General features: G+C 66.7%; 20 protein-coding genes and 1 CRISPR repeat array. Of the genes, 7 read left to right on the top strand and 13 right to left on the bottom strand.

Features of this window, described 5'->3' with window-relative positions; genetic code table 11:
• Positions 1-67 precede the first annotated feature (67 nt).
• The 3 genes from ACM9LZ_RS17585 to ACM9LZ_RS17575 form a co-directional block, all read right to left on the bottom strand.
• The gene (locus ACM9LZ_RS17585) at positions 68-1,309 is read right to left on the bottom strand and encodes a hypothetical protein (RefSeq protein ID WP_416620808.1); all 1,242 of its coding nucleotides are present in this window, start codon (positions 1,307-1,309) and stop codon (positions 68-70) included.
• 35 nt (positions 1,310-1,344) lie between these two features.
• A complete protein-coding gene (locus ACM9LZ_RS17580; RefSeq protein WP_416620807.1) occupies positions 1,345-2,364 on the bottom strand; it encodes an NAD(P)H-dependent flavin oxidoreductase in 1,020 nt (339 codons plus the stop codon).
• A 189-nt stretch (positions 2,365-2,553) separates the two neighbouring features.
• Positions 2,554-3,789: an aspartate kinase gene (locus tag ACM9LZ_RS17575; RefSeq protein WP_416620806.1), complete on the bottom strand. Its 1,236-nt coding sequence runs from the start codon at positions 3,787-3,789 to the stop codon at positions 2,554-2,556.
• 241 nt (positions 3,790-4,030) lie between these two features.
• On the opposite strand from ACM9LZ_RS17575, the gene ubiG reads away from it, so the two are divergent.
• On the top strand, positions 4,031-4,798 hold the full coding sequence (gene ubiG / locus ACM9LZ_RS17570; RefSeq protein ID WP_416620805.1) for a bifunctional 2-polyprenyl-6-hydroxyphenol methylase/3-demethylubiquinol 3-O-methyltransferase UbiG: 768 nt from the start codon (positions 4,031-4,033) through the stop codon (positions 4,796-4,798).
• A gap of 54 nt (positions 4,799-4,852) precedes the next feature.
• On the opposite strand, the gene ACM9LZ_RS17565 is transcribed toward ubiG, so the two are convergent.
• A complete protein-coding gene (locus ACM9LZ_RS17565) occupies positions 4,853-5,461 on the bottom strand; it encodes a TetR/AcrR family transcriptional regulator (RefSeq protein WP_416620804.1) in 609 nt (202 codons plus the stop codon).
• Positions 5,462-5,537: 76 nt separating this feature from the next.
• Here ACM9LZ_RS17565 and ACM9LZ_RS17560 point away from each other — a divergent pair, with 76 nt between their 5' ends.
• The gene (locus ACM9LZ_RS17560) at positions 5,538-6,449 is read left to right on the top strand and encodes an SDR family oxidoreductase (RefSeq protein ID WP_416620803.1); all 912 of its coding nucleotides are present in this window, start codon (positions 5,538-5,540) and stop codon (positions 6,447-6,449) included.
• A 228-nt stretch (positions 6,450-6,677) separates the two neighbouring features.
• Positions 6,678-9,329: a CRISPR direct-repeat array (repeat unit 29 nt; unit sequence GGGTTCATCCCTGCCGGTGCAGGGGCAAC).
• Positions 9,330-9,366: 37 nt separating this feature from the next.
• On the opposite strand, the gene cas2e is transcribed toward ACM9LZ_RS17560, so the two are convergent.
• From cas2e to ACM9LZ_RS17525, 7 genes are all read right to left on the bottom strand, one after another.
• Complete coding sequence (gene cas2e, locus ACM9LZ_RS17555; RefSeq protein WP_416620802.1) at positions 9,367-9,675, bottom strand: type I-E CRISPR-associated endoribonuclease Cas2e; 309 nt, start codon at positions 9,673-9,675, stop codon at positions 9,367-9,369.
• On the bottom strand, positions 9,675-10,520 hold the full coding sequence (gene cas1e / locus ACM9LZ_RS17550) for a type I-E CRISPR-associated endonuclease Cas1e (RefSeq protein ID WP_416620801.1): 846 nt from the start codon (positions 10,518-10,520) through the stop codon (positions 9,675-9,677). Before cas1e ends, cas2e begins: the two co-directional genes overlap by 1 nt.
• A 108-nt stretch (positions 10,521-10,628) precedes the next feature.
• Complete coding sequence (gene cas6e / locus ACM9LZ_RS17545) at positions 10,629-11,369, bottom strand: type I-E CRISPR-associated protein Cas6/Cse3/CasE (protein WP_416620800.1); 741 nt, start codon at positions 11,367-11,369, stop codon at positions 10,629-10,631.
• Positions 11,362-12,207 (bottom strand): type I-E CRISPR-associated protein Cas5/CasD, encoded by an 846-nt coding sequence (gene cas5e / locus ACM9LZ_RS17540; RefSeq protein WP_416620799.1) that lies wholly within the window; start codon positions 12,205-12,207, stop codon positions 11,362-11,364. Before cas5e ends, cas6e begins: the two co-directional genes overlap by 8 nt.
• Entirely contained in the window at positions 12,204-13,463 is a 1,260-nt protein-coding gene (locus tag ACM9LZ_RS17535) for a type I-E CRISPR-associated protein Cas7/Cse4/CasC (RefSeq protein ID WP_416620798.1), read from the bottom strand. Before ACM9LZ_RS17535 ends, cas5e begins: the two co-directional genes overlap by 4 nt.
• Entirely contained in the window at positions 13,456-14,037 is a 582-nt protein-coding gene (gene casB / locus ACM9LZ_RS17530; protein ID WP_416620797.1) for a type I-E CRISPR-associated protein Cse2/CasB, read from the bottom strand. The genes ACM9LZ_RS17535 and casB overlap by 8 nt, the downstream gene beginning before the upstream one ends.
• On the bottom strand, positions 14,034-15,764 hold the full coding sequence (locus tag ACM9LZ_RS17525; protein WP_416620796.1) for a type I-E CRISPR-associated protein Cse1/CasA: 1,731 nt from the start codon (positions 15,762-15,764) through the stop codon (positions 14,034-14,036). Before ACM9LZ_RS17525 ends, casB begins: the two co-directional genes overlap by 4 nt.
• Before the next feature lie 102 nt (positions 15,765-15,866).
• On the opposite strand from ACM9LZ_RS17525, the gene cas3 reads away from it, so the two are divergent.
• Complete coding sequence (gene cas3, locus ACM9LZ_RS17520; RefSeq protein ID WP_416620795.1) at positions 15,867-18,671, top strand: CRISPR-associated helicase Cas3'; 2,805 nt, start codon at positions 15,867-15,869, stop codon at positions 18,669-18,671.
• Positions 18,672-19,045: 374 nt separating this feature from the next.
• Here cas3 and ACM9LZ_RS17515 read toward each other — a convergent pair whose 3' ends face one another.
• Together ACM9LZ_RS17515 and ACM9LZ_RS17510 are read right to left on the bottom strand one after the other, a co-directional pair.
• Positions 19,046-19,558: a TonB-dependent receptor gene (locus ACM9LZ_RS17515; RefSeq protein WP_416620794.1), complete on the bottom strand. Its 513-nt coding sequence runs from the start codon at positions 19,556-19,558 to the stop codon at positions 19,046-19,048.
• Between the two features lie 16 nt (positions 19,559-19,574).
• Positions 19,575-20,429 carry a TonB-dependent receptor domain-containing protein gene (locus tag ACM9LZ_RS17510; RefSeq protein ID WP_416620849.1) on the bottom strand — a complete coding sequence of 285 codons (855 nt, stop codon included), beginning with the start codon at positions 20,427-20,429 and terminating at the stop codon, positions 19,575-19,577.
• On the opposite strand from ACM9LZ_RS17510, the gene ACM9LZ_RS17505 reads away from it, so the two are divergent.
• From ACM9LZ_RS17505 to ACM9LZ_RS17490, 4 genes are all read left to right on the top strand, one after another.
• Positions 20,402-21,061 (top strand): thermostable hemolysin, encoded by a 660-nt coding sequence (locus ACM9LZ_RS17505; RefSeq protein WP_416620793.1) that lies wholly within the window; start codon positions 20,402-20,404, stop codon positions 21,059-21,061. The genes ACM9LZ_RS17510 and ACM9LZ_RS17505 overlap by 28 nt on opposite strands.
• The gene (locus tag ACM9LZ_RS17500) at positions 21,058-21,813 is read left to right on the top strand and encodes an AMP-binding protein (protein ID WP_416620792.1); all 756 of its coding nucleotides are present in this window, start codon (positions 21,058-21,060) and stop codon (positions 21,811-21,813) included. The genes ACM9LZ_RS17505 and ACM9LZ_RS17500 overlap by 4 nt, the downstream gene beginning before the upstream one ends.
• Positions 21,814-21,815: 2 nt before the next feature.
• Positions 21,816-22,040: a hypothetical protein gene (locus tag ACM9LZ_RS17495; protein ID WP_416620791.1), complete on the top strand. Its 225-nt coding sequence runs from the start codon at positions 21,816-21,818 to the stop codon at positions 22,038-22,040.
• A gap of 265 nt (positions 22,041-22,305) precedes the next feature.
• Positions 22,306-22,971, top strand: coding sequence for a tetratricopeptide repeat protein (locus ACM9LZ_RS17490; protein WP_416620790.1), 666 nt, complete (start codon positions 22,306-22,308; stop codon positions 22,969-22,971).
• The last annotated feature ends 100 nt before the right edge of the window (positions 22,972-23,071 follow it).

Below are 23,071 nucleotides of genomic sequence, written 5' to 3'. Positions count from 1 at the left end.
CAATGCATGAAGGAATATTGCCGGTATGCTCGGGTGGCGGGCTTGGCGGAATGTTACAAGGCCGCCATCAGCCGGCCGGCCGCGGCCACCGTTCCCGCCAGACGGGATAAAGGGTGACGATATGGTCGATCAGGACCGGCAGCACGGAAAGAACATTGTCCATCCCGCCGGGATGCCTGTACCCGTGGCCGGTCCTCGCTATCGTCTGGCACCGGAATCCATGACCGATCACCGGGTTCACCTGCATGGCGAGCTCGTCCACGCAGCGCCTTCCGTCGGGATGCATCCTGAGCGGGCTGTAACAAAGCTCGAACTTGGGACGGTCGGCACCAATATTGACACGGAACAGGGGCTTGCGCTGCCTGTCCGGCGCATCGACGGTGAAGTTGATGCGCTTGCCCTGCGCCGGGTCCGTCACCGCCGGCTGACCGAACCAGGTGACCGGCATGTCCGGTCGGGCCCGCAATTCATCCAGGCGCGCCCGGATCACGGTCCGTTCGGCGTCGGTATAATCCCCCTTCGACGGGGATGGCAGACGCACCGGCAAGGGCTGCCAGCCGCGCAGGATCTCCGCCGCCGCCGGCATCATCCGGCGCCAGGACCGGCTGAATTCGTGATGGAAGTCGATGGCCTCGCGAAATGCGCCGAATGAAGCGGCCTCCTGTTCCCAATCCGACCATGTATAGTTGCCCGGATCATGGAGCATGCTGCCATCCTGCATGCGGAACACCTGGATGGCCTCCCGATCGACGCCGGACAGGTGATCGGGCATGTAGCGCAGGAAGGGCCGCAGCTGCGCGGTCGCCTCCAGACCCGGTTTCGCGCCGATACCGGGATGTCCCCTGCGGTTCAGCCGCCGGTCCTCCGCCCGGATCAAAAGACAGCGCGGCGTCAGCATGGCCGCGGTGAAGGCTCCGTCGAAGAATGCCGCGGGGTCGGCCAGGAAGGCATCGCCCCTGACCAGGGCGGTGACGGGCAGCACATGCTCATCAACCTGACCGCGATCATCATATGGCAGGGACAGCAGCCATTCCTCGTCCCGAAGGGACATCAGCCGCCCCTGGGATATGAATAGGGGCGGCAGCATCAAGCTGACCGCGCGCACGATCTCCTGTATCCGCTGTGCGGGGTTGCCCACCCGCCCTGCGGGGGCGGTGAAGACGGCGAACGCCGCCTCGGCCGCCTGCATCATGGCTGCCCACATCGCACCGGGAACCGGGCTGCGGGCACGCTCCAGCTTCGTGCCTGCATCCGGCAGTTCCCGGCGGACAATGTCCCTGACGACATCGGACGTGAAGGCGGGCGGCATGCGATCCGGTTCTCCCAACGCAGGTGTCAACCGTGTCAGGCTGCCTGCCCACGGGCCTGCAGCGCCGCTTCGGCCTGGGCCAGCAGGTCGGCCAGGATATCGGCCACGGGCTGCTCGCGGGTCACCATCCCCACCGACTGCCCGGCCATCAGCGACCCGTTTTCCACATCGCCGTCGATCACGGCGCGACGCAGCGCGCCGGCCCAGTAATGCTCGATCTCAAGCTGGGCCTGCTTCTGGTCCAGCTCACCCGCGTCGAACCGGGCGATCACCTCGCGCTGCTTTTCCATGAAGCGCTTGGTGCCCTCGTTCTGCAGGGCGCGGACGGGGATCACGGGGAAACGGCTGTCCAGCGCCACCGACGCGATGGCCTCGCGCGCGCTGCCGCGGATGAAGGCCTGCTTGAATTTCGGATGCGCGCGGCATTCGGTGGCACAGACGAAACGGGTGCCAAGCTGCACGCCCGCAGCCCCCATCTCCAGATAGGACAGGATCGCTTCGCCCCGGCCGATGCCGCCGGCCACGAAGACGGGCACGTCACGGATTTCCGGCAGGATCTCCTGCGCCAGGACGGAGGTGGAGACGGGGCCGATATGGCCGCCGGCCTCGCTGCCTTCGATCACGATGGCATCGGCCCCGCTGCGGACCAGCTTCCTGGCGATGACCAGCGCCGGGGCGAAGCACATGACCTTGGCCCCGCCATCCCTGGCCGCCTTGATCGCGCCGCCGGGCGGCAGGCCGCCGGCCAGCACGATATGGCCCACCTTCTCCTCCAGGCAGACCTGGATAAGCTGGTCGAGCTGGGGGTGCAGCGTGATCAGGTTGACGCCGAAGGGCTTTTCCGTCAGCGCCTGCGTCGCCTGGATTTCCGCCCGCAGCAGGTCGGGCGGCATGGCGCCCGACGCGATGACCCCGAAACCACCGGCATTGGAGATGGCCGCAACCAGATTGCGATCCGACACCCAGGTCATGGCCCCGCCCATGATGGCAAGGTCGGTGCCCAGATAGTCCCGGCCCCGCGACCAGAGCTGATCGAGGCGTTGGCGTGCGGTCATGGCGGCGGGTCCCCAGAAGTCGAAATCATTCGGTCGGCTTCACTACCGTTCGTGGCGACCGGCGGTCAAGGGGAAGCAGGCGAGAACGGGCCGCAGGCCGGTCCCGAAGCGCAAAGGGCCCGTCCACGACCCGCCAGGGGGGGATCGTGGCCGGGCCCCTTCAGGAAGGAAGGGCGTCACCGGGGCCGGTCAGGCCTTGTCCAGCCCATAGGCCGTGTGCAGGGAGCGCAGGGCCAGTTCGGTATATTCCTCGGCGATCAGCACGGAGACCTTGATCTCGCTGGTGGAGATGACCTGGATGTTGATGCCGCGGTCGGCCAGCGCCTTGAACATGCGCTGGGCCACACCGGCATGGGAGCGCATGCCCACGCCGATCACCGACACTTTCACCACATTGGCATCGGCCGCCAGCCGGCGATAATTCAGGTCGGCCTGGGCCTTCTCCAGCACCTGGACCGCGCGGTCCAGGTCGGCCTTGCCGACCGTGAAGGTCATGTCGGTGGTGCGGCCATCCTCGGACACGTTCTGCACGATCATGTCGACATTGATGGCGGCATCCGTCAGGGGGCCGAAGATGGCGGCGGCGACGCCCGGCCGGTCCTCGACGCCCAGCAGGGTGATCTTCGCCTCGTCCCGGCTATAGGCGATGCCGCTGACCAGTTCCTGTTCCACGATTTCATCCTCGTCCACAACCAGGGTGCCGGGAAGATCGGAGCCCGGCGCCTGTTCAAAGGTTGACAATACCTGCACGCGCACATGGTGCTTCATGGCCATTTCGACCGACCGGGTCTGCAGGACCTTGGCGCCCAGCGACGCCATTTCCAGCATCTCCTCATATGTGATGCGGTGCAGCTTGCGCGCCGTCTTCACGATGCGGGGGTCGGTCGTATAGACGCCGTCGACATCCGTATAGATGTCGCAGCGGTCTGCATTCAAGGCGGCGGCCAGCGCCACGGCGGAGGTATCGGACCCGCCGCGACCCAGCGTGGCGATGCGGCCCTTCTCCGTCACGCCCTGGAAGCCGGCGACGACGCCGACCACGCCCTTGGACATGTTGTCCGACAGGGAGGTCGTGTCGATCCGCTCGATCCGGGACTTGCCGTGCGTCTCGTCGGCGATCAACGGGATCTGCCAGCCCTGCCAGGAACGGGCGGGGATGCCGATCTCCTGCAACGCGATGGCAAGCAGCCCCGACGTCACCTGCTCGCCCGAGGCGACGACGGCGTCATATTCGGCCTGGTCGTGGACCTTGGCGATCTGGCGGCAATAATCGACGAGCTGGTTCGTCACGCCCGACATGGCGGAGACGACGACCGCGACCTCGTGCCCGGCATCGACCTCCTGTTTCACCTTTTTGGCGACATTCTTGATCCGCTCGATATCGCCGACCGAGGTGCCACCGAATTTCAGGACTAGCCGCGCCATAACGCCATTCCATCAAGGGTCAGGGTAATTTTCGTAAAAGCTCCGGTGCCGGAGCGGGCTATCCATAACCCCGCCGGCCCGGACCACGCAAGCCGCGCCACCCCCCGCCGGCCGCACTGCACCCATGAGAATGGCGCCAATCATATCCCCGCTGCGCTCAAATGTGCCCCGCCCCATTGTCCGCGCGACAGGACGGCCCACCTTTGCTATGCCAGTCACGCCCTTTTCCGCGAGGAGAGCCATGACCGCCGCGACCGCCACCGACAGCCCGCCGGGCCGCACGACCGTCGATCCCGCCGAGATCGAGCGTTTCAGCCGCATCGCAGCCGAATGGTGGGACCCCGCCGGCAAGTTCCGGCCGTTGCACAAGTTCAACCCCGTGCGCCTGGCCTGGCTGCGCGACGTGATCTGCAAGGCCCATGGCCGCGACCCGCACGCCCCCCGGCCGCTGCAGGGGCTGCGCATCATCGATGTGGGATGTGGCGGCGGGCTGCTGTCGGAACCGCTGGCCCGTCTGGGGGCCAGCGTGACGGGCATCGATGCGGCCGAGAAGAATGTGAAGACGGCGGCGGCGCATGCCGCCGAGACCGGTGTGGATGTCGATTACCGCGCCGCCACGGCGGAGGATCTGGTGCAGGCCGGCGAACAGTTCGACGTGGTGCTGGCCATGGAGATCGTGGAGCATGTCGCCGATGTCGACCTGTTCCTGGGGGCGGTTTCCGCCCTGGCCCGGCCCGGCGGCCTGGTCTTCATGGCGACCCTGAACCGCACGGCCAAGGGCTGGCTGCTAGGTATCGTGGCCGCGGAATACATCCTGCGCTGGCTGCCGCGCGGCACGCATGACTGGAAGCGTTTCCTGAAGCCATCGGAACTGACCGGCGCCCTGCGCCGCACGGGCGTGGAGGTCCGGGAACTGACGGGCGTGGCCTACAACCCCATTTCCGACCGGTTCAGCCTGGCACCGCGCGACCTGGATGTTAATTATATGCTGTGGGGCGTGCGGGGCTGAACACCCCCCACCCCCACCCCAACCCCCTGGCCCCACCCCCTGGGGTATCAGATTTCAGCCTCCGATTTCAGCCTCCAGCGCGTCGAACGCATCGTTCAGCATGTCGACAAAGGAACGCCGGCCCCCTTCCCGGCCGAAGGTCTCCGTTGCCAGGCGTATCGCGCCCATTGCGAGCATGGCGACCAGCCGGAGCCCGGTTTCCCGGCCCGGCGCCGGCCAGCGTTCGCGCAACGCCGTGAACAGGGCCATTTCCTGCTGGACGTAGCTGGCCTGCTTGCGCGCCTGCACGGCCTCGCTTGAGCGCATCAGCCGGTCGATGGCGATCATGTCATCGGTGGGAATGAGCGCGCAGACCTTCACCGTGGCCTCGCGTATCGCCTCGATGGGCCGCTTGCCGGGCGCCACCTCCCGCAGTGCGGCGACAATCATCTCCCCCGCCCCGCTTTGCAGGGAGAGCAGGATTTCGTCCTTCGATTTGAAATAATGGAAGAAGGTTCGGCGGGAAATTCCAGCCGCAGCCGCGATCTCATCCAGCGTGGCGACGTCATAGCCCTTTTCGATGAACAGACGGATCCCGGCATCGGTGATGCGCTGACGGGTCTGGCGCCGCTTGCGTTGCCGCAGCCCCTCACGGGGAGAATCCGTTCCAGCATCCACTTTCATCAGGCCAGCCTCTTGAATTTGCACTGAGTGCAATTATTATTTTACACCAAGTGCAAATTTTGGAGAAGGCAGGATCATGCCAGGCTGGACCAATGCGGATATTCCCGCCCAGACAGGCCGCTCGGCCGTCGTGACGGGCACGGGCGGGCTGGGGTTCCAGACTGCCCGTGCCCTGGCGAAAGCCGGGTGCGGGGTGGTCGTCGCGGGCCGCAACCCCGACAAGGGGGCGGCGGCCATCGCAGCAATCCGACGCGAGTTGCCGGACGCGGCCGTCCGGTTCGAACGGCTGGACCTTGCCAGCCTTGCATCCGTGCAGGATTTCGCCGCGCGGCTGTGTGGACGTCAGGACAGTCTCGACCTGCTGATCAACAATGCCGGCGTGATGGTGCCACCAAAGCGGCAGCAGACGGAGGATGGCTTCGAACAGCAATTCGGCACCAATCATCTCGGCCATTTCGCGCTTACCGGTCATCTCATGCCTCTGTTGCGCAGGGCAAGGGATGCGCGGGTGATCACACTGTCCAGCATTGCGGCCCGCAAGGGCCGCATCGATTTCGATGATCTGGACGCACAGCGCCACTACAGACCGATGCCGGTATACAGCCAGTCGAAACTGGCCTGCCTGATGTTTTCCCTGGAACTGCAGCGGCGGTCCGTGGCGGCAGGGTGGAACATCGCCAGCATCGCCGCCCATCCGGGGATTTCGCGCACCGACCTTTTGCACAATGCGCCCGGCCGCTGGAGCGGTGTCGGCATGATGCGATCCCTGCTCTGGTTCATGTTCCAGCCGGCGGCGCAGGGGGCCCTGCCGGCCCTGTTCGCCGCCACATCGCCGCAGGCAGAAGGCGGCGGCTATTACGGCCCCGACAGGATGAACGAGACCAGGGGCTTCCCCACCCTGGCGATGATCCCGCCACAAGCCCTGGACCCGGTCGCTTCAGCCCGCCTGTGGGAGGTTTCCCGGCAGATGACCGGGGCAACCTTCTGAGACACCGGCGCCCCGCTTCAGCGGCAGCCCGCACGGCGCAGCATGTCATCGACGAGAATGGGGGTGGCGGCCGACCCGTCCCGTTTATCCGTGTCCGTGCGCGACAACCGCGTCGCTGAAAATCCCCAACGGTCGGGCGCAGGCAATAAGGTCGGGCGAAAGCTGCGCGACCCTTGCGATCATCAGGCCCCGTGCTCTCCCCGAACGCATCCACCTGCACGATGCGCAGGGGTCATCCCTGCCGGTGCAGGGGCAACCTGGCCCTGCGCCTGGTCGATACCGGGGCGGAGGGTTCATCCCTGCCGGTGCAGGGGCAACGCCGCATCGAGGCGCTGCGCCGCGCCACGCTGGGGTTCATCCCTGCCGGTGCAGGGGCAACCCGGTGATTGTCGGCAGTGGGTCCATGGGGTCGGGTTCATCCCTGCCGGTGCAGGGGCAACTTCCGTCAGCGCCGCACGGCGCCAGCGGACCAGGGTTCATCCCTGCCGGTGCAGGGGCAACGGATCTTCCACTGCCGCCCCGCCCCATTCGACGGGTTCATCCCTGCCGGTGCAGGGGCAACAGGCGGCGCGCGATGTCGCCCTTGGCCGCTGGGGGTTCATCCCTGCCGGTGCAGGGGCAACTGGCAGCGGCCGGGCACAGTGCGCGGGGGCAGGGGTTCATCCCTGCCGGTGCAGGGGCAACAGGCCAGGGCATTCAGCCCGCAGGCGGGACACGGGTTCATCCCTGCCGGTGCAGGGGCAACGCATGGCCCGCGTGCTGGAAAGGCTGGCTCAGGGGTTCATCCCTGCCGGTGCAGGGGCAACTTGGTCAGCGTGAAGCCGGTGCCCCCGTGCGGGGGTTCATCCCTGCCGGTGCAGGGGCAACCCGGCGCCGGCGAGTTCGCGGTGCTGGTCCTGGGGTTCATCCCTGCCGGTGCAGGGGCAACCCGCATAGTTCAGCGATGGGATCGGCGTGGACAGGTTCATCCCTGCCGGTGCAGGGGCAACTGCGTCGTCCGGCGCCACGGCTCGCTGAAATAGGGTTCATCCCTGCCGGTGCAGGGGCAACGTTTCCGACAACCGCGTCTCGCTGTCCGTGCAGGGTTCATCCCTGCCGGTGCAGGGGCAACCAGGCGGCGTCCGGGGCCGTCAGGCGGGGAAAGGGTTCATCCCTGCCGGTGCAGGGGCAACGGGGCTTCGGCCAGCACGGCCAGCCGGCGGACGGGTTCATCCCTGCCGGTGCAGGGGCAACGATGTCCAGTTCACCGTCCGGCCAGAAAGTCGGGGTTCATCCCTGCCGGTGCAGGGGCAACGCAGGGCCATGCTGCGGCGGTAATCATCCAGGGGGTTCATCCCTGCCGGTGCAGGGGCAACCCCCATACCTATCACTGGCGCTGGGGGGCGGAGGGTTCATCCCTGCCGGTGCAGGGGCAATGCCTGTTGCGCCGCGCCCGTGTCATTACCCTGGGGTTCATCCCTGCCGGTGCAGGGGCAACTGAAAATCGTTCCGGAATTCGACGTGGGAATTGGGTTCATCCCTGCCGGTGCAGGGGCAACGGACGATTGCGCGCAACTTGGGCGTTGGCAACGGGTTCATCCCTGCCGGTGCAGGGGCAACAACTGGGCGACCTGCGGCGGCAACTGCGGCAGGGGTTCATCCCTGCCGGTGCAGGGGCAACCAATTGCAGGGCGCGTTGAATTTCCAGAACAAGGGTTCATCCCTGCCGGTGCAGGGGCAACACCCTTGGCTTCTCCGACGAACTACAGGCGGGGGGTTCATCCCTGCCGGTGCAGGGGCAACCTCAGACCCACCAGCGGGAACCGCGCTTTGCAGGGTTCATCCCTGCCGGTGCAGGGGCAACCCATCTTGCCCCACTTCCTCCGCGGCCAGCAGGGGTTCATCCCTGCCGGTGCAGGGGCAACACGGATATGGCCAATGGCGCACGTTGGTCTATGGGTTCATCCCTGCCGGTGCAGGGGCAACGGGCGTGCCGGTCGTGCCAATATCCACGGTCGGGGTTCATCCCTGCCGGTGCAGGGGCAACGTTCGCATCACCAGTGCCGGCGACGATGACGGGGGTTCATCCCTGCCGGTGCAGGGGCAACGCGGGGCGGCGATGATCCGGCGGGCGACGGAGGGGTTCATCCCTGCCGGTGCAGGGGCAACGGTAGACTGCTTTGTCGAGGATTGCGACACCGGGGTTCATCCCTGCCGGTGCAGGGGCAACCCAGAGAAACAGCAACTCAATGCCCGAGACACGGGTTCATCCCTGCCGGTGCAGGGGCAACGCTCTGACGATATCATCGTCTCTGGCTACCGGGGGTTCATCCCTGCCGGTGCAGGGGCAACTGTTCGACCCGCTCCCGCGTCGCCCCTGTTTCGGGTTCATCCCTGCCGGTGCAGGGGCAACTTGAACAGGGTCGCGGCACTGAAGCGGCGCTGCGGTTCATCCCTGCCGGTGCAGGGGCAACCGGGAGCCAGGGGTGGCTATGCGTGGACGCTGGGGTTCATCCCTGCCGGTGCAGGGGCAACGATGACATCGCCGCCTTGGAGAAGGCGGGCATGGGTTCATCCCTGCCGGTGCAGGGGCAACGCTGATCTGGACCGGCTGGCGCAAGAGGTGTTGGGTTCATCCCTGCCGGTGCAGGGGCAACCAGCACACCCACGGGCCGGGCACGTCGCGCAAGGGTTCATCCCTGCCGGTGCAGGGGCAACTGCGCCTCTATCAGCCGCTGGGCATAGCCCGTGGGTTCATCCCTGCCGGTGCAGGGGCAACTCACGCCTGCGCCCGACGGCATCTATCGGACGGGGTTCATCCCTGCCGGTGCAGGGGCAACCATGGCGGGCTTTTTCATGGAGAATGCATCATGGGTTCATCCCTGCCGGTGCAGGGGCAACCTTGCTTCCAAGTTTTTGACCCAAAACGGCTTTCGTCTCAATCACTTTCCGTCATCTTCACCATTTCCATCAACGCATAATGCCCATCATAGTCGACAATGTCTCGTTTCGGGGCGCCCAAGCAGCGGAAGTCGATTTCCATCGGTTTCGACTTGTCCCGGTAAATCATGACGGCCTGTCCCTGCGGGTCCGACTGCCACCAGTTTTCCAGGATCCGCCAAATGCGGTCGCGTGAGCCTGCATCCAGGTCCATCGTCACATAGACGCCCGGATGCACGTTCAGCATGGTGGACCGCAGGAAGCCGTGGAAACGGTCGGCGGTGGCCGACAGGCAGATGACGATCATCAGGCCAGAAGCTCCTTGATATCCGTGATCACGGTATCGATGAAGTCCTTGTCGCGGACATGGCGCGACACCGCGCGCCGGCACAGCCGGTCCAGTGTCTCGCCCGGGCGGTCACGCTGCTGCCGCACGCAGGAAAACGCGATAGGCACCGTCACCGTCGTGCGGTAGAGGTCGCAGAGGTCCAGCACCCAGCTTTTGGCGCTGTCCTCATGCAGGAATCCCAGCGGTGGCAGGGTGCCGGTGGCCTGGACGGCGATGGCGACACAGGCTTCAACCGCCGTCACCGCATGGTTGATGGCCTGATTGGGGGCGTCGTCCCCCTCGGGATTGGCGCGATCGAAATGGCGGCCGCGCCAGATGATGCCGGCCTGGCCGGCGATGATCTCATAGGAACGCTTGATGCGCGCCGCCTCCATCCCGCGCAGGCTGTCCAGCGACGTGGTGCGCGGCGTCTCGCCGAAGCGTTTGGCATACATGCGCTTGGCCACCATCATGCGGGTGGTTTCCGACGCCCACCATGTCGCCTGCTGCCGGGCCAGCGTGCTGTCGCGCGCGAACAAGGGCGGGGCGGTGTACAGCCTTGTGCCGTCGGTACCGACGAAAGCCAGGCAGGTACCGTGGCCGGAACAATGGCGCACGGCGTCATGGGTGATGGAACTGCCGGGACCCAGCAGGATGGCGTTCAGCCGCTGATAGGGCAGTTCCAGCGTCTCGCCCTTCTCGGTGAAATGCAGGATCAGGCTGCCATTGTCGATCGACAGCGCGCAGCGCTCCACATAGATCAGGCCATTGCGGGATTTCTGCGGTATCCGCGCCTCATCCAGGCCCAGCCGTCCCTTCAGCATTCGCCTTGGCTCCTCTCGACATGACAGCCCGTGCCGCCGCCCGGTGCCGGTTCCGGGCGGCGGGTTGGTGCAACCTTTTCACTTGTCCATGACCCGGCCCCTCGTGCTTTACGGCGCGGGGGCGATCTGCATCAGGCCATTGCCGAAGGCGCGGCCATTGCCCAACCCGTCGGCCAGTGCCCTGCGCAGGGCCGCCGGGTCCGTCACGCTCAGCACCCCCTCGAACGTAACGGCGCCAAAGCTGATCTGCCTGCGTGCCTTTGTGGTGGGCGTGCGCGACCATTCATACTCGCGCAGTTCCACCATCCCCTCGGCAAAGCTGAAGCCGCAGCGCGCCCCCTGCCGCGCCAGCCAGTCCAGGCAGGCGGCCTGGGCGGCTTCCTCCAGCCGTTCGTCGGTGCGTTCATCGGCGGGGATCCGGCGCCAGGCGGCGACCACCACATCCTCGCGCTTGCCCCGCTTGGCACCGGGCTGCGGCTGCCAATGGCTGGCCACGGCGCGCAGGCGGAAGCGCAGGCGTTGCCCGGCCACAAGCTGCGGGTCGAAGGGGCGCACCTTTTCGATCCGCCACACCCCGCCCAGCCCGTCCACGGGCGGACGCCGCGACCGGATGATGGCGGTGAAGGGCTTTTCCTTCTCCACATGGAACAGGAACAGGCCAGGGCGGCGCGCCTCGGGCGTGTCGGCGAACAGGGTCCAGATCATCTTGTGCGCGAACTGGCCGCCCTGGCGTGCCTTGGGGTCCAGAATGGCATGCAGGGCCTGCGGGTTGCGCGGTGCCAGCACCACCCGGCTTTCATAAAGGGGACCGGGATCGGCATCGAGCGGCGGGGCGGGGCTGTCAGGCATGGGCTTCCTCCCCGCTTTCCACCGGGACGGGCCAGTTCATGCGGATTTCCTGCCGGTCATGGAAGCGCTGATAGATGCGCCCGCCCGGCAGGGGCAGCGGGTCGGGCTGGTCCCGGCGGCTGATCCGGCGCTGGATGATGCCGTCGGCCGGCTGCGGTGCGCCGGGATAGCCCTCCTCCACGGCCAGCATCTCCGGCTCCCGGCGGGCGGCCTTCAGGGTCAGAAGGGGGGCCAGCGCGCCTTCCTTCAGATCGGGATGCCGCTCCCACGGCCAGCCATAGTCCGTCAGCGCCGCCACCGGTCCCGAAGCGGTGACCAGTGCCGGGTCGGGCGGCAGACCCAACATGCAGGATTTCCGCCCGGCATAGAGCACCCAGCGCGGGGAACCTAGTGCCGCCGCCAGACCGGCCAGATCGGCGCCTGCCCCGGTGGCGGCCACGGCCACGCTCCACAGGCCGCAATGCCAATATTCGCGTTTGGACAGCATGGCGCCGCTATCGTCGCGGCCCTCCAGCGCGGGGCGCAGTTCCTCGAACCGCGACCAGCGCTCCCGCCCTTCGGGCCGGCGGGCGCGGCTGATCGTGTGGTAATCGGGCCGTGGGTCATGGCGCGGGCGGATGCCGGTGCGCACCGCCACCCGGAGTGCGGCCGCCAGTGGCCCCAGTGCCGCCCGCTCCACCCCCATTGCTGCGCCCAGCAGCCCGACAATGGCCGATTTCGGCGGGTCCAGCTCCGTCGCCTTCCAGGCCGTGGTGGCCGAGGATGGCGATGCCGCCCCCCAGGCGCCATAAGGCGCCATCAGGGTGAAGCAGAGCTGCGGAAAGGCCGGCACCGTCATGTGCGGGGCCCCAGCACGAAGTTGCGCAGTTCCGCCATTGTCCACACCTCGTTCACGGCCGGCTGATTGGCGCGGGCGGGCGGATAGGCGTTGAAGATGCAGATATCGTTGCCCAGACCATAGGCCTCGGCCAGCTTCTGCTGGAAATCGGCCAGCCGTCCGATGGACGCCTTCATGATGTCGCTGTCCTGATCCGTCGTCACCGGGTCCAGGAAGGCCAGCCCCAGGTTCAGCGACGGGTCGCCCCCGCGCGTGACCAGCACATAGGAGGCGCCGACATCGCTGGCGTGGCTGTTGCGCTTTCCCTTGGGCTGGGACAGAACCAGGCCGGTCAGGAAAGCATCGATGGCCTGATCGGCCAGCAGTTTCGCTTCCGCCAGCGTGCGCCCCCTGGTCAGGTTCTCACGCAGGTGTCCCCGGTCCAGCACCGCATGCTGGTAATAGACACCGCCGCCGAAGAAGGCATAGCTGGTGATGGCGGCCCCAGTGCCCTTCAGTTCGTTCAGTTCCTCTCCGGCGGAGAAGTAATCCGGCTCCTCCCGGAAGGCGTGGGTGGTGAAGGCATGGCCGACCGCACAGGCCGCCTCAATATTGAAGCCGGGATCGGCGGCGACCATGCGGCCGAACAGGGCCGTGTCCAGGTCGTGATCGTCGGTGGTCAGCAGCTTGTCCTTGGCCACTTGCCGCACCCAGGTCTCCAGGTGCCCGGCGAAGCCGTCACGGTCCTCTTGCCAGGCCTGGATCAGCCGCGCCATGGCCTCGTCGATGCGGGCGAATTCGCGGGTGCTGATGACCAGGCCCTGTTCGGTGCCCAGGGCCTTTTCCACGGCCGCCCGATCGATGATGGCATCCTCGGCCGGGGCCGCCGCCTTGCCCTTCTTTCCGCCTTTGCCTCCACCGCCCAGCAGCTTTTCGGCCTCGGCCAGGGTTGGAGCATTACCGCCGGCCCCTGTGGCATGGTTGACGGCCAGTGCCGCCCAGACCGCATGCACATCATCGATGCCGGCCGCGGTCAGTTGGCGATAGCAGCGAATGCCCGCCTCGCGCGTGCGTTTTGCACGCTGGGCCTCGGGGAAATGCGGGGCGAAGCGCAGGGCGCGCTTTTTGGCCTGGCTGGAGATGCGGCCGCGCAGCGTGCCGCCCAACTGGCAGCTTTTCGGCCGCCCATCCTCGTCCCGGTTCACATTGTGCGGGGGAAAGGTGGTCAGCATATGGAACTGCAGCAGGTCCGCGCGCGGCAGGGACGTGTCAGGCATTGTCGATCTCCGAAACGGGCAGGGAGCGATAATAGGAGAGGAAAATCGCGCGCCGGACGTCGGCGCGCAGCGACGGCGTGTGCCAGGCGCCGACCACGTCGGCCACGTCCTGGACCGGCGCCCTGTCATCCAGCAAGCCCAGCGTGCTGCGGAGCAGGCGCAGGAACTGGTCGGGATCGTCGGCCGACAGCAGCAGGCGCAGCCGCTCCTTTGAGACACGGCGCTTGCCGGACGGTGCCATCACGGCCAGTGCCCGGCCCAGGGTCACGCCCCAGCTCACCGGCTTGTCCGGCATCCCGTCGGCATCCTCCCCCTCGGCTGGGCTTTCGGTCCGGTCCTGGCGGATCGTGGCCAGCGCCATGGCGATGCGGGCGGCGGTCAGCGGTCGGTTCCATCGGCCGAGCCGGGGTTGAAGCGCATGATAGGCGGTGACGCCAAAGACCTCCTCCACCTGCTGCGCCCGGCGCAGTGCCGCCCGCTCACCCTTCATTCCCGGCACCTGCAGCCAGGCATGCCAGCGCTCGGTGGCGGTGCTTTCGTCTTCCGGCTTCTGCGCCGTGGGATCGGGGCTCATGCGTGTGCCTCCCCTTTCAGGATAGTGTTCAGCCGCCGGACCAGGCGGGTGCGGAACGCGGCCAGCTTGTCGTCGATCGGCCCCAGCCCATCGATGGGAAAGCCGGCATCGAACAGGGCCAGGGCGCGGCGGCGGGCCAAGGCCAGGAAATCATCGCGCAGCCTGTCGGCCTGCGCGTAACAGTCCGGCCCCGCTTCCCGCACAACCTGGGCCAGTTGCCCCGGCAGGTTCAGGGCCGCGGCGTCCAGGTCGGCCAGCAGCGCGTCGCCCAGATTGTCAGCCAATGCGGCCGGCCCCTCCCGGCGGCCCAGGCGGACGGCTTCCCGCGCCATCCAGCGCAGCGCCCCGGCCATGGCCGACGCTTTCTCCAACACCGTCGTCACCTCGCCGCACAGCCAGTCCAACTGTGCATCGGGCAGCAGCCAGAGGGGCAGTTCCCGCTGGCTCATCCCGCCCACAGCCTTGCCATAGTTGAACTGGGCAAAGGCGCGGACGCGCAGGCTGCCCCGACCCAGGGCCGTGTCCACCCCGTCCACCGCCGGCAGCAGAGTGGAGCGTTCGACATTGGCGATCTGTTGCAGCACGGCCGGCAAATGGCGGCGCTGGGCGCCAGCCTTCTCCGTCTTGCGCTCCCGCGGCGGGGCCAGCGCGGTTTCCAGCCAGTCGTCGAAGCGCAGGGGGCCGGATGCGCGTGCGAACCGCGCCTCCTCCTCCGGCTTGCCCACGATCTCCTTGCGGGAAACGTTGGGATAGCGCCAACCGCGCGGCGCATATTGCAGCCCCTTGGGCCAGCGGTCATAGGATTGATAGACCGGCCCCTCCAGCCCCGTCAGGTCGCATCGGCCCTGTACCGGCGGCGACAACAGATAGCGGCGCGGCATGGGGATATGGGCCGGGTGCAGGCGCGGCCGGTCCAGCGCCTTGGCCGCCCCCTCATCGCGCCGACCCAGCGGCAGATGCGGCAATTCCGGGTCCAGCCAGGGGAAGGCCGATGCATCCAGGGGCGCCGGCCGCCCGGCACCCGGACCCTCATACCCGTCCATGCCGGGATACAGCACGTTCAGCCACAAGGTACGCCACAGCGTGTCGCCCACCATCTGATACTTGATGCTGTCCGCCCCGTGCGGCAGCCCGAAATAGCCACCGCCGCCGGGCGGGAACAGCACCATGTGGCCATACAGCACGGGCAGCATGGCCCCGGCCCCGATAGCCTTTACTCCGCCGCGCCGCACGAAGAAATCCGCATCCTGCTTCACCGCCTCGCCCGTGGGCAGGTCGGGCAGCAGGGCGGCGATGGGCTGGCTGCCCGCTTCCTCACCCTCATCCTCGTCGGCATTTTTTGCGGGGCGTTTGGCCCCCTTGCCCGCTGTGGCGGCGGACAGGCTGTGCGGGGAAGGACGGGCCTGAAGGCAGGGCGTGTCGGGATGATCCAGCCGGAAGACGCTTTGGTAGGGCGCCAGTGCTGCGGCCAGTTCCGCCGGCGTCGGGGGTGTGGCCAGCCGGTGCAGCCACTCCGCCTTGTCGCGCGGCGGGAAGGCGGCCTGCAGGATGTCCCGCATCAAAAGCTCGAACCCACGGTCGGCCAGGGGATGGCCGAACTGGACGGCGATAATGGGGTCGTCAGTGTGATCGGCCGTCAGTTCCAGAGGCGTAGCGGTACCGGGGCCGGAATGTCGGCGCAGAATGGGTATTCTTGTATTAAACCAACAGATATGATCCCCTTTCACGCGGTCCTCCGCCTGAGATTGTTTTTTAATTTAGAATTTTATCTACACTATGCAATTCATGATTTCGATCAACCCAGTTCGATACCAAAGGTGAACTTGGTCATGGATCGATGGGCCAAGGCCGGCAAGGACAGCCACCACCCGCTCCCGTACCATTGCCTGGATGTGGCAGCGGTGCTGGATGTCGGGCTGGCGCGGCGGCCGGCGTTGCTGGATTTCATCGCCGCCGGCCTGTCGATGAGCCTGGCCGATACGCGGGCCATGCTGCTGGTGCTGCTGGCCCTGCATGATATCGGCAAGGTCTCGGCGGCTTTTCAGGTGAAGCGGCCGGACATCCTGCGCCGTCTGGGTCGTGTCCCGCCGTCACGAAAGCCGGCCAACTGGCCCCATGATGCCGTCGGGCAGATGATCCTGCTGGACAGGCTGGGGCCGTCGGGTCTGGCGGCGCTGGGCCTGCCGCTGGCGGACATGCCCCGCGACGGACTGGACCTGCTCTGTGCCATCGCCACGGGCCATCATGGCAGCCCGCCGTCGCGCGGCTTCGATCCGCGCCGTCTGGAACGTGAGGGGGTGCTGGCCCCCGACGATCTCGACGCTGCCAAGGAACTGGTCGCCGCCATGGCGGCGCTGTTCGGCTGGACGCAAGGCACGCCCGATCCGGTGGGGCTGGACCGGCTGTCCCCCTTGTTGAACGGCCTGTTCACACTCTGCGACTGGTTGGGGTCGTCGGAACGCTTTGCCTATCGCGAGGGCGCGATGGATCTGGCCGATTATTACCGGCTCCACGCCCTGCCCGGCGCCGCGGATGTGCTGGACGAGGTGCAGCCGGCCCTGTTCCGGCAGTTGACGCCGCGCCCACCCTTGTCCTTCGCGCAGATGTTCGCCGCCCTGGGCCAGGGCGGATCGGCGCCCGCGCCCACGCCGTTGCAGGCATTGGTCGACCGGCTGTTCACGGCCCGGGCCCTGCCCGACGGGCCGCTGCTGGTGCTGGTGGAGGATCTGCCCGGATCGGGCAAGACGGAGGCCGGGGACCTGATCACCCAGCGGCTGACGGCACTGGGCCGGACGGATGGCACCTATGTCGGCCTGCCCACCATGGCCACGGCCGACGCCGCCTATGACCGCAAGTTCGCGGTCGATGGTGCCGTCCCCTTCGCGGCACAGTTGCTGACCGGCACGCCGCAGGTGGTGCTGGCCCATAGCCGCCGCCATCGCCACCGTACCTTCCGCTTTGCCGCCACCCGCGCCGGATTGGAGGAGGGAGAAGGGGTGGCATCGGCCTGGTTCGCCCGCTCCTCCCGCCGGGCATTGCTGGCGGAACTGGGGGTAGGGACCGTCGATCAGGCGCTGGCTGGCGCCCTGCGCGCGCGTCACGCCACGCTGCGGCTGGCCGGCCTGTGGCGCAAGCTGCTGCTGGTGGACGAGGTGCATGCCTATGACCATTACATGCAGCCCCTGCTGGAGGCGCTGCTGCGCTGGCATGGGCGGATGGGAGACCCGGCCGTCCTGATGTCGGCCACGCTGCCCACCCGCATCCGCAACGCCCTGATCCGCGCCTATGCCGAAGGTGCCGGCTGGGCCGACATCGCCGCCATGACGGAACGCACCCGGCCCGGTGCCTATCCGCTGCTGACCCTGGTCAGCCAGCAGGGCATCGCCCAACACCCGCTGGACCCCGTGCCGGGGCCGGGTACACGCCCGGTACGTTTCGAAGGCGTGGAGGATGAGGCGTCCGTGGACGCGGCCATCCAGGACTGGCAGCGCCAGGGCCGGTCGGTCATCTGGTTCCGCAACAATGTCGGCGATGCCGTGACAGCCTGGAAGCGCCATGCGGAGGCGGCAAGGGCGGAGGGGCTGGCACCCCCCATGCTTTACCATGCCCGGTTCCTGCCGGCGGATCGCGCCGCGGCAGAGGTGGCGCTGATGCGCTTCTTCGGCAAACAGGCGGTTCCGGATGAACGGCGCGGCCGCCTGTTGGTCACCACCCAGGCTGCGGAGCAGAGCCTGGACCTGGACGCCGACGAGATGGTCATTGACCTGGCCCCCGCCGACGCCGTGATCCAACGCCTGGGCCGCCGCCGCCGCCATGCCCGCACGATCGATGGCGCTTTGGCCGGTGATGGGGTGGATCAGCGCCCCGACAGCCCGGTCCTGCTGCACACGCCCCCCGTCTCGGCCCCTTCAAAACATTGGTATGCCCGCAAGTTTCCGCGCGCCGCCTACATCTATCCCGACGATGCGCGCCTCTGGCTGACGGCGCACCATCTCCTGGCCCCATCGACGATTCCCGGAAATCCGCCCGGTAGCGATCATATCGTCCCGGCTCGCGATCTGCGCCCGCTTCTGGAAGCGGTTTATGCCGAACCACCGGCCGCCCCGCCGTGCCTGATGGCCAGCCATGAGACGGCTGACGGCAAGGCTGCGGCGGAACGGCAGCAGGGCCGGCAGGCGCGGCTGTCGTTCCGTGCCGACCTGCTGACGGAATGGCACGCCCATGCCGGGGTCGCCGATGATCCGGCAGGAGAGCCGCGGACACGCCTTATCGACAGCCATATGGTCGGCCTGGCCGGTATCGTCGACGGACGGCCGCAATGGCTGTCCCTCCTGCTGCACCCGGATTTGCCAGAGGGCTGGGACCCGGTGGAGGAGTCCGAATGCCGCTCGCCCCGGCCCTTGATTTGTCCGCCCGAAGAGGAAGGGCTGGCAGGCGCCCTCAAGTCCACCCTGCCCGAGGCGGGGCGAAGACGCTGGGAGGCGCTGTCCGTGATCCTGTTGAGGCCCGCATCGGCTGACCACTGGTGTGGAGAGGCGGTGACCGGCGACGAGATTGGGAGCAAGCGGCGCCGATATACCGTCATCTATAACGTAGGTGAGGGACTGACGCTGACGACACAGGGTCAGCCCTGAGCCTCCTCCTGCTTGCGGGACGGCGGAAGCTTCGGGCATAGGAAGATAATTTCTGCAACAGGTGCCATTGTGCATGCTTTGCTAGCCCGGATTATGCACCGGGTGCGTCCTGCTGGTTGGCGGGTGCAGCATAAGCCATTGATTGGGTTTAGGATTCAGTCGCCAAACACAAATCCGCCCGATCCATGGTGATGGGCACGCACGATGATCGCATCGATCATCAGCCATTCAACGTCTGTATCCGCAGCCAGGAACCGAAGTATCCCGCCCCGGTCATCGCGCTCGACCCGGCGTAGTAGCACCGCTTCACAGCGGGCCACATCGGGTCATGCCCGGGGGATATCAACGCGCATAACCCGAGAACCTGCGGCCGCCTATCCCGACCATCCGAAGCTCAACCGCACTGTCCTGGGGCGGGGCGGGGTCGTCTGCGGGCCACCGGAGAGGGTGAATGGGTTGCCATAGGCGAACTGGTTGGCGGCTGTATCCAACATGTTGCCCACCGACAGCCCCACCGACAAGCTGTCGGCGATATCAAATACCAGTCGCCCATTCAGCAGATCGACCGGCCCTTGGCTGATGCCCTTGGTAAAGGTCAGGTGGGTGCGACCAGCGTGGCTGTAATCCAATGCCGCCAGCAGGTCGACCCCGTCGATCAGGGGGCCCCGCCATGAAAGGCTGGCACCGCCACTGATATGGGCCGCACCCGGCAGTCCGCCTTCAGGTACGGCAGGAAACCCCGGATGGAGCTTGGTCAATTCCGGATCGCTCAGCGTCAAGGTGGCCTCCAGGCGCCAAGGTCCCAGATGCAGGCGGGGGCTGACCTCCAGCCCTGTGTTGCTGCCGTCGCCAGCATTCGTCGTGAAAGTCAATCCATCCGCCCGCAATTGATCGGTCTGTACATTACGCCAGCGAGCATGGAACAGCGCCGCATCCAGGTTGAACCTGGCCCTGCCACAATGACAGCTTCATACCTAACTCGTAATTCCAAAGCTCGTCCGTAGCGAAGCGCGCGGTGCGGTAGTCGCCGACACCGGAACCTCCAGACTCTTCAATATCGATGCCGCCGGGCCGGTACCCTTCCGCCATCTGCGCATAAAGCGTGATGACACCTTCAGGTTGCCAGGCCAGCGCAACCTTCGGCATGGCATCCGTTTCGCGCGCATAGCCTTCGGTTTCCGCCTGGTCGGTGACGGGAGCGGTAGCCGCCGCATCCACCTCCTGGGCGATGTGGAAGACACGGCCGCCCACCGTCAGGGTCCAGTCAGGGCGGAACCGCCAGGAAACCTCCCCGAACAAAGCCCCTTCCCTCACCTCGTCATCACGATTCCGTCGCCACAGAGCCAGGCCGGCATCATCAACGGGAAACAGGGTCCGTTCGGAACGGGACACCTGTCGCGACACATAGAGCCCGGCCAGCCAGTCGATGCTATCACGGCCTTCCGTGTCCACAGGCCCGGCGGCACCGGTCAGGCGGGTCTCGTGCGTCCATAATCGGGACAGAAGCCCTTCCTGAAACAGTGCTGGCCGGGCAGGCAAGCCGGCAAGGCCCGGTACGGCGCTGCTGGCATCATAGAACGTATCCAATTCGTGCCGCACGAAGGCCGTTGTGCTGTGCAGGTCTGCGAAGGGCAGATGCCCCGACAGGTTCAAATGGCCCTCGTGGAAATCGCTGTCATGCGGTTCGGACAGCTGGTCGGAACGGGTACCTGCGGTTCGATGCTGGACGGGTGGCCGGCCTGACCCGCTGCCGGCCAGCCGTGGTGGCCATAACCCATCATTTCGCCCCCGAGCGGCAGCGGGTGGAGGGGATGATCCGCGACACCTATGCCAGCACCTACGGCGGCCATATCGCCGTGACACACCCCATGCTGATGAGCCTGCGCGATACCGAGGATCGCATCCTGGCCGGCGTCGGATTCCGACCGGCGGGTGAGGCGCCGCTGTTCCTCGAAACCTATCTCGACCGGCCAGTGGAGGCGATGATCCTTGGCACTGTGGCCCGATCCCGCATCGTGGAGATCGGCAATCTTGCAGCGGTGGAACCGGGCGCCTCCTATCTGCTGTTCATGGCGCTCGCCGCCTATCTGCACGGGTGCGGGTTCGAGAAGGCGGTGGTCACAGCCACCCGATCCTTGCGTCGCCTGTTCCGCAGGATCGGGTTCGACGCGATGGAACTGTGCCAGGCCAGACCCGAACGGATGGGCCCCGCCGCCGCAGATTGGGGCAGCTATTACGCCGCAGATCCGCGCGTCGTGTGTGGCGACGTCGCCTTCGGCGCCGTCTGCCTGGACCGATTCCTGACCGGTGAAGGTCATCGGGAATTGCCAACCCGCCCCACCTTTCCCCGTCTGCATCCCGCCATCGCGGCGGCGGAGGTGACAAGATGAGCCGTATTCTCTCCGCCATTCGCATGCAGGATCCGCAGCGGCCCGCCATCAATGACTGGACCTATGGGGCCCTTGCCGGTGCGGTGGACCACCTCGCTGCTGAACTGCGCGAACGGATCGGCACCGACTCCCGCCCTGTGGCCGTGGAAGTGACGAACTCCGCCGCGTGGGCCGTGCTGGATCTGGCGCTGCTGATGCTGGGCCAGATCAGCCTGCCCCTGCCCAGCTTCTTCACACAGGTTCAGCGGCGTCACGCCCTGACCGATGCCGGCGCCGGCTGGCTGGTGACGGATCGGGCGGAAACAGGAGGCGAGCTTCTGCGTATCGGGATGCAGATCCTGTATCTGCACCGTCTGGACCATGCCCCCGTGCCGTTGCCGGCCGAGACGGCCAAGATCACCTACACATCGGGAACCACCGGCGCATCCAAGGGCGTCTGCCTGTCGGCCTGTGGCTTGGAACAGGTTGCATGTTCGCTGGTAACCGTGATCGGAGCGGAGCGCGCCGGCAGGCATCTCGCCATCCTGCCGTTGCCGGTTCTGCTGGAGAATGTGGCCGGACTTTACGGCACCCAGCTGGCGGGGGGCCATTACTTGGTAGAGGCCCCGACCTTGCTGGGCGTGGACCAGCCGTTCCAGCCGGATTTCATCAGGCTCCTGTCGGCATTGTCGGCGTTGCGGGCCAGCAGCATCATCCTGGTCCCTGAACTGTTGCGCGGCCTGATGGGGCGGAAGCCGTGGCCAAGGCATTGAACTTGCCGAAGAGCTGCTTCACCTACCTCAACAGCCACGGGGCGCTGGACATCCAGCATATGGAATTCTTCCGCGACCTGATGAACCGGGTGGAGGATGTTCGCGACCGGCAAGCGATCATCGCCATGGCAAACCGCATTTTCGGCCTTTTCGCCGGTCTGTTCCTGGCCATCACCCACAATCGGCCGACCGCGACCGCCGGCACGGAGGTGCGCCATGTCGCTTGAGCGAGGGCTGGAGGGACGCACGGTCCTGGTCACCGGCGGGGCCGGTGGCATCGGATCGGCCCTGGTCGGCTTGCTGCGCCACAGAGGGGCGCAGGTCACAACCCTGGGCGCGGCGAGGCGCCGGGCCGGCACATCCGGGCCGATCTGTCGACGCAGGCCGGCATCGCCCTGTTCCCCAGGCTGATCGACCGCGCCCTGTCCGGCAACGATACCAAGGCCGCCAGCCTGTTCACGCCAAACACCCCTTTCATTCAGGAGGAACCCAATGCGCATTGAAAAGAAACTGGCCGCAGCCAGCCTGGCCCTGCTGTTCACGATGCCGGCATTGGCATCCGCAGATTCGGTCATGGATGCCCGCATCGCGGACCTGCAGACCGGCTGGGCCCACGCGAAATATGAGGTGAAGGGCGAGGAAGCGCAGCAGCGGGCCATGGAGGCCCTGGCCGTCACCGCCAGATCTTTGACGACCACCTATCCTGGCAAAGCCGAGCCCTTGGTTTGGGAAGCAATCATCCTGTCCACCGAAGCCGGCCTCAAGGGCGGCATGGGCGCGCTTTCACTGGTGAAAGAGGCGAGGGCCAAACTGGAGGCTGCCGAACAGATCGACCCCGCAGCACTGGACGGTTCCGTCAGCACCTCCCTGGGCAGCCTCTATTATCAGGTGCCGGGCTTCCCCATCGGCTTCGGCAATGACAAGAAGGCCAGGATCTATCTTGAAAAAGCCCTGGCTCAGAATCCAGACGGTCTCGATCCCAATTATTTCTACGGTGACTTCCTTTTCCGCCAGGGGGAATACGCTAAAGCACGCGACGTCCTGACCCATGCCCTGGCCGCCACGCCGCGCCCGGGCCGCGAAATTGCCGACGCCGGGCGACGGGAAGAGGTGAGCAGCGTGCTGGTCCAGGTGGAAGCCAAACTTGCCCGACGGTAAGCGGGCCGGCCCTAGAGGATAGCACATAATACTATTTTGCGGTGATCAGAACCTGTTGGTTCTGGTCACCGCCCTCAATTGCCGGCGCCAACATTCGTTG

It is taken from the genome of Niveispirillum fermenti (assembly GCF_048066175.1).
Lineage (GTDB): Bacteria > Pseudomonadota > Alphaproteobacteria > Azospirillales > Azospirillaceae > Niveispirillum > Niveispirillum fermenti.
This window is presented reverse-complemented; position numbering and strand designations above follow the sequence as displayed.

Excerpts from the sequence above, each read along its gene's own strand:
- ACM9LZ_RS17585 (WP_416620808.1), bottom strand. The coding sequence starts at position 1,309 with ATGCCGCCCGCCTTCACGTCCGATGTCGTCAGGGACATTGTCCGCCGG.
- ACM9LZ_RS17580 (WP_416620807.1), bottom strand. The coding sequence starts at position 2,364 with ATGACCGCACGCCAACGCCTCGATCAGCTCTGGTCGCGGGGCCGGGAC.
- ACM9LZ_RS17575 (WP_416620806.1), bottom strand. The coding sequence starts at position 3,789 with ATGGCGCGGCTAGTCCTGAAATTCGGTGGCACCTCGGTCGGCGATATC.
- ubiG (WP_416620805.1), top strand. The coding sequence starts at position 4,031 with ATGACCGCCGCGACCGCCACCGACAGCCCGCCGGGCCGCACGACCGTC.
- ACM9LZ_RS17565 (WP_416620804.1), bottom strand. The coding sequence starts at position 5,461 with ATGAAAGTGGATGCTGGAACGGATTCTCCCCGTGAGGGGCTGCGGCAA.
- ACM9LZ_RS17560 (WP_416620803.1), top strand. The coding sequence starts at position 5,538 with ATGCCAGGCTGGACCAATGCGGATATTCCCGCCCAGACAGGCCGCTCG.
- cas2e (WP_416620802.1), bottom strand. The coding sequence starts at position 9,675 with ATGATCGTCATCTGCCTGTCGGCCACCGCCGACCGTTTCCACGGCTTC.
- cas1e (WP_416620801.1), bottom strand. The coding sequence starts at position 10,520 with ATGCTGAAGGGACGGCTGGGCCTGGATGAGGCGCGGATACCGCAGAAA.
- cas6e (WP_416620800.1), bottom strand. The coding sequence starts at position 11,369 with ATGCCTGACAGCCCCGCCCCGCCGCTCGATGCCGATCCCGGTCCCCTT.
- cas5e (WP_416620799.1), bottom strand. The coding sequence starts at position 12,207 with ATGACGGTGCCGGCCTTTCCGCAGCTCTGCTTCACCCTGATGGCGCCT.
- ACM9LZ_RS17535 (WP_416620798.1), bottom strand. The coding sequence starts at position 13,463 with ATGCCTGACACGTCCCTGCCGCGCGCGGACCTGCTGCAGTTCCATATG.
- casB (WP_416620797.1), bottom strand. The coding sequence starts at position 14,037 with ATGAGCCCCGATCCCACGGCGCAGAAGCCGGAAGACGAAAGCACCGCC.
- cas3 (WP_416620795.1), top strand. The coding sequence starts at position 15,867 with ATGGATCGATGGGCCAAGGCCGGCAAGGACAGCCACCACCCGCTCCCG.
- ACM9LZ_RS17500 (WP_416620792.1), top strand. The coding sequence starts at position 21,058 with ATGAGCCGTATTCTCTCCGCCATTCGCATGCAGGATCCGCAGCGGCCC.
- ACM9LZ_RS17490 (WP_416620790.1), top strand. The coding sequence starts at position 22,306 with ATGCGCATTGAAAAGAAACTGGCCGCAGCCAGCCTGGCCCTGCTGTTC.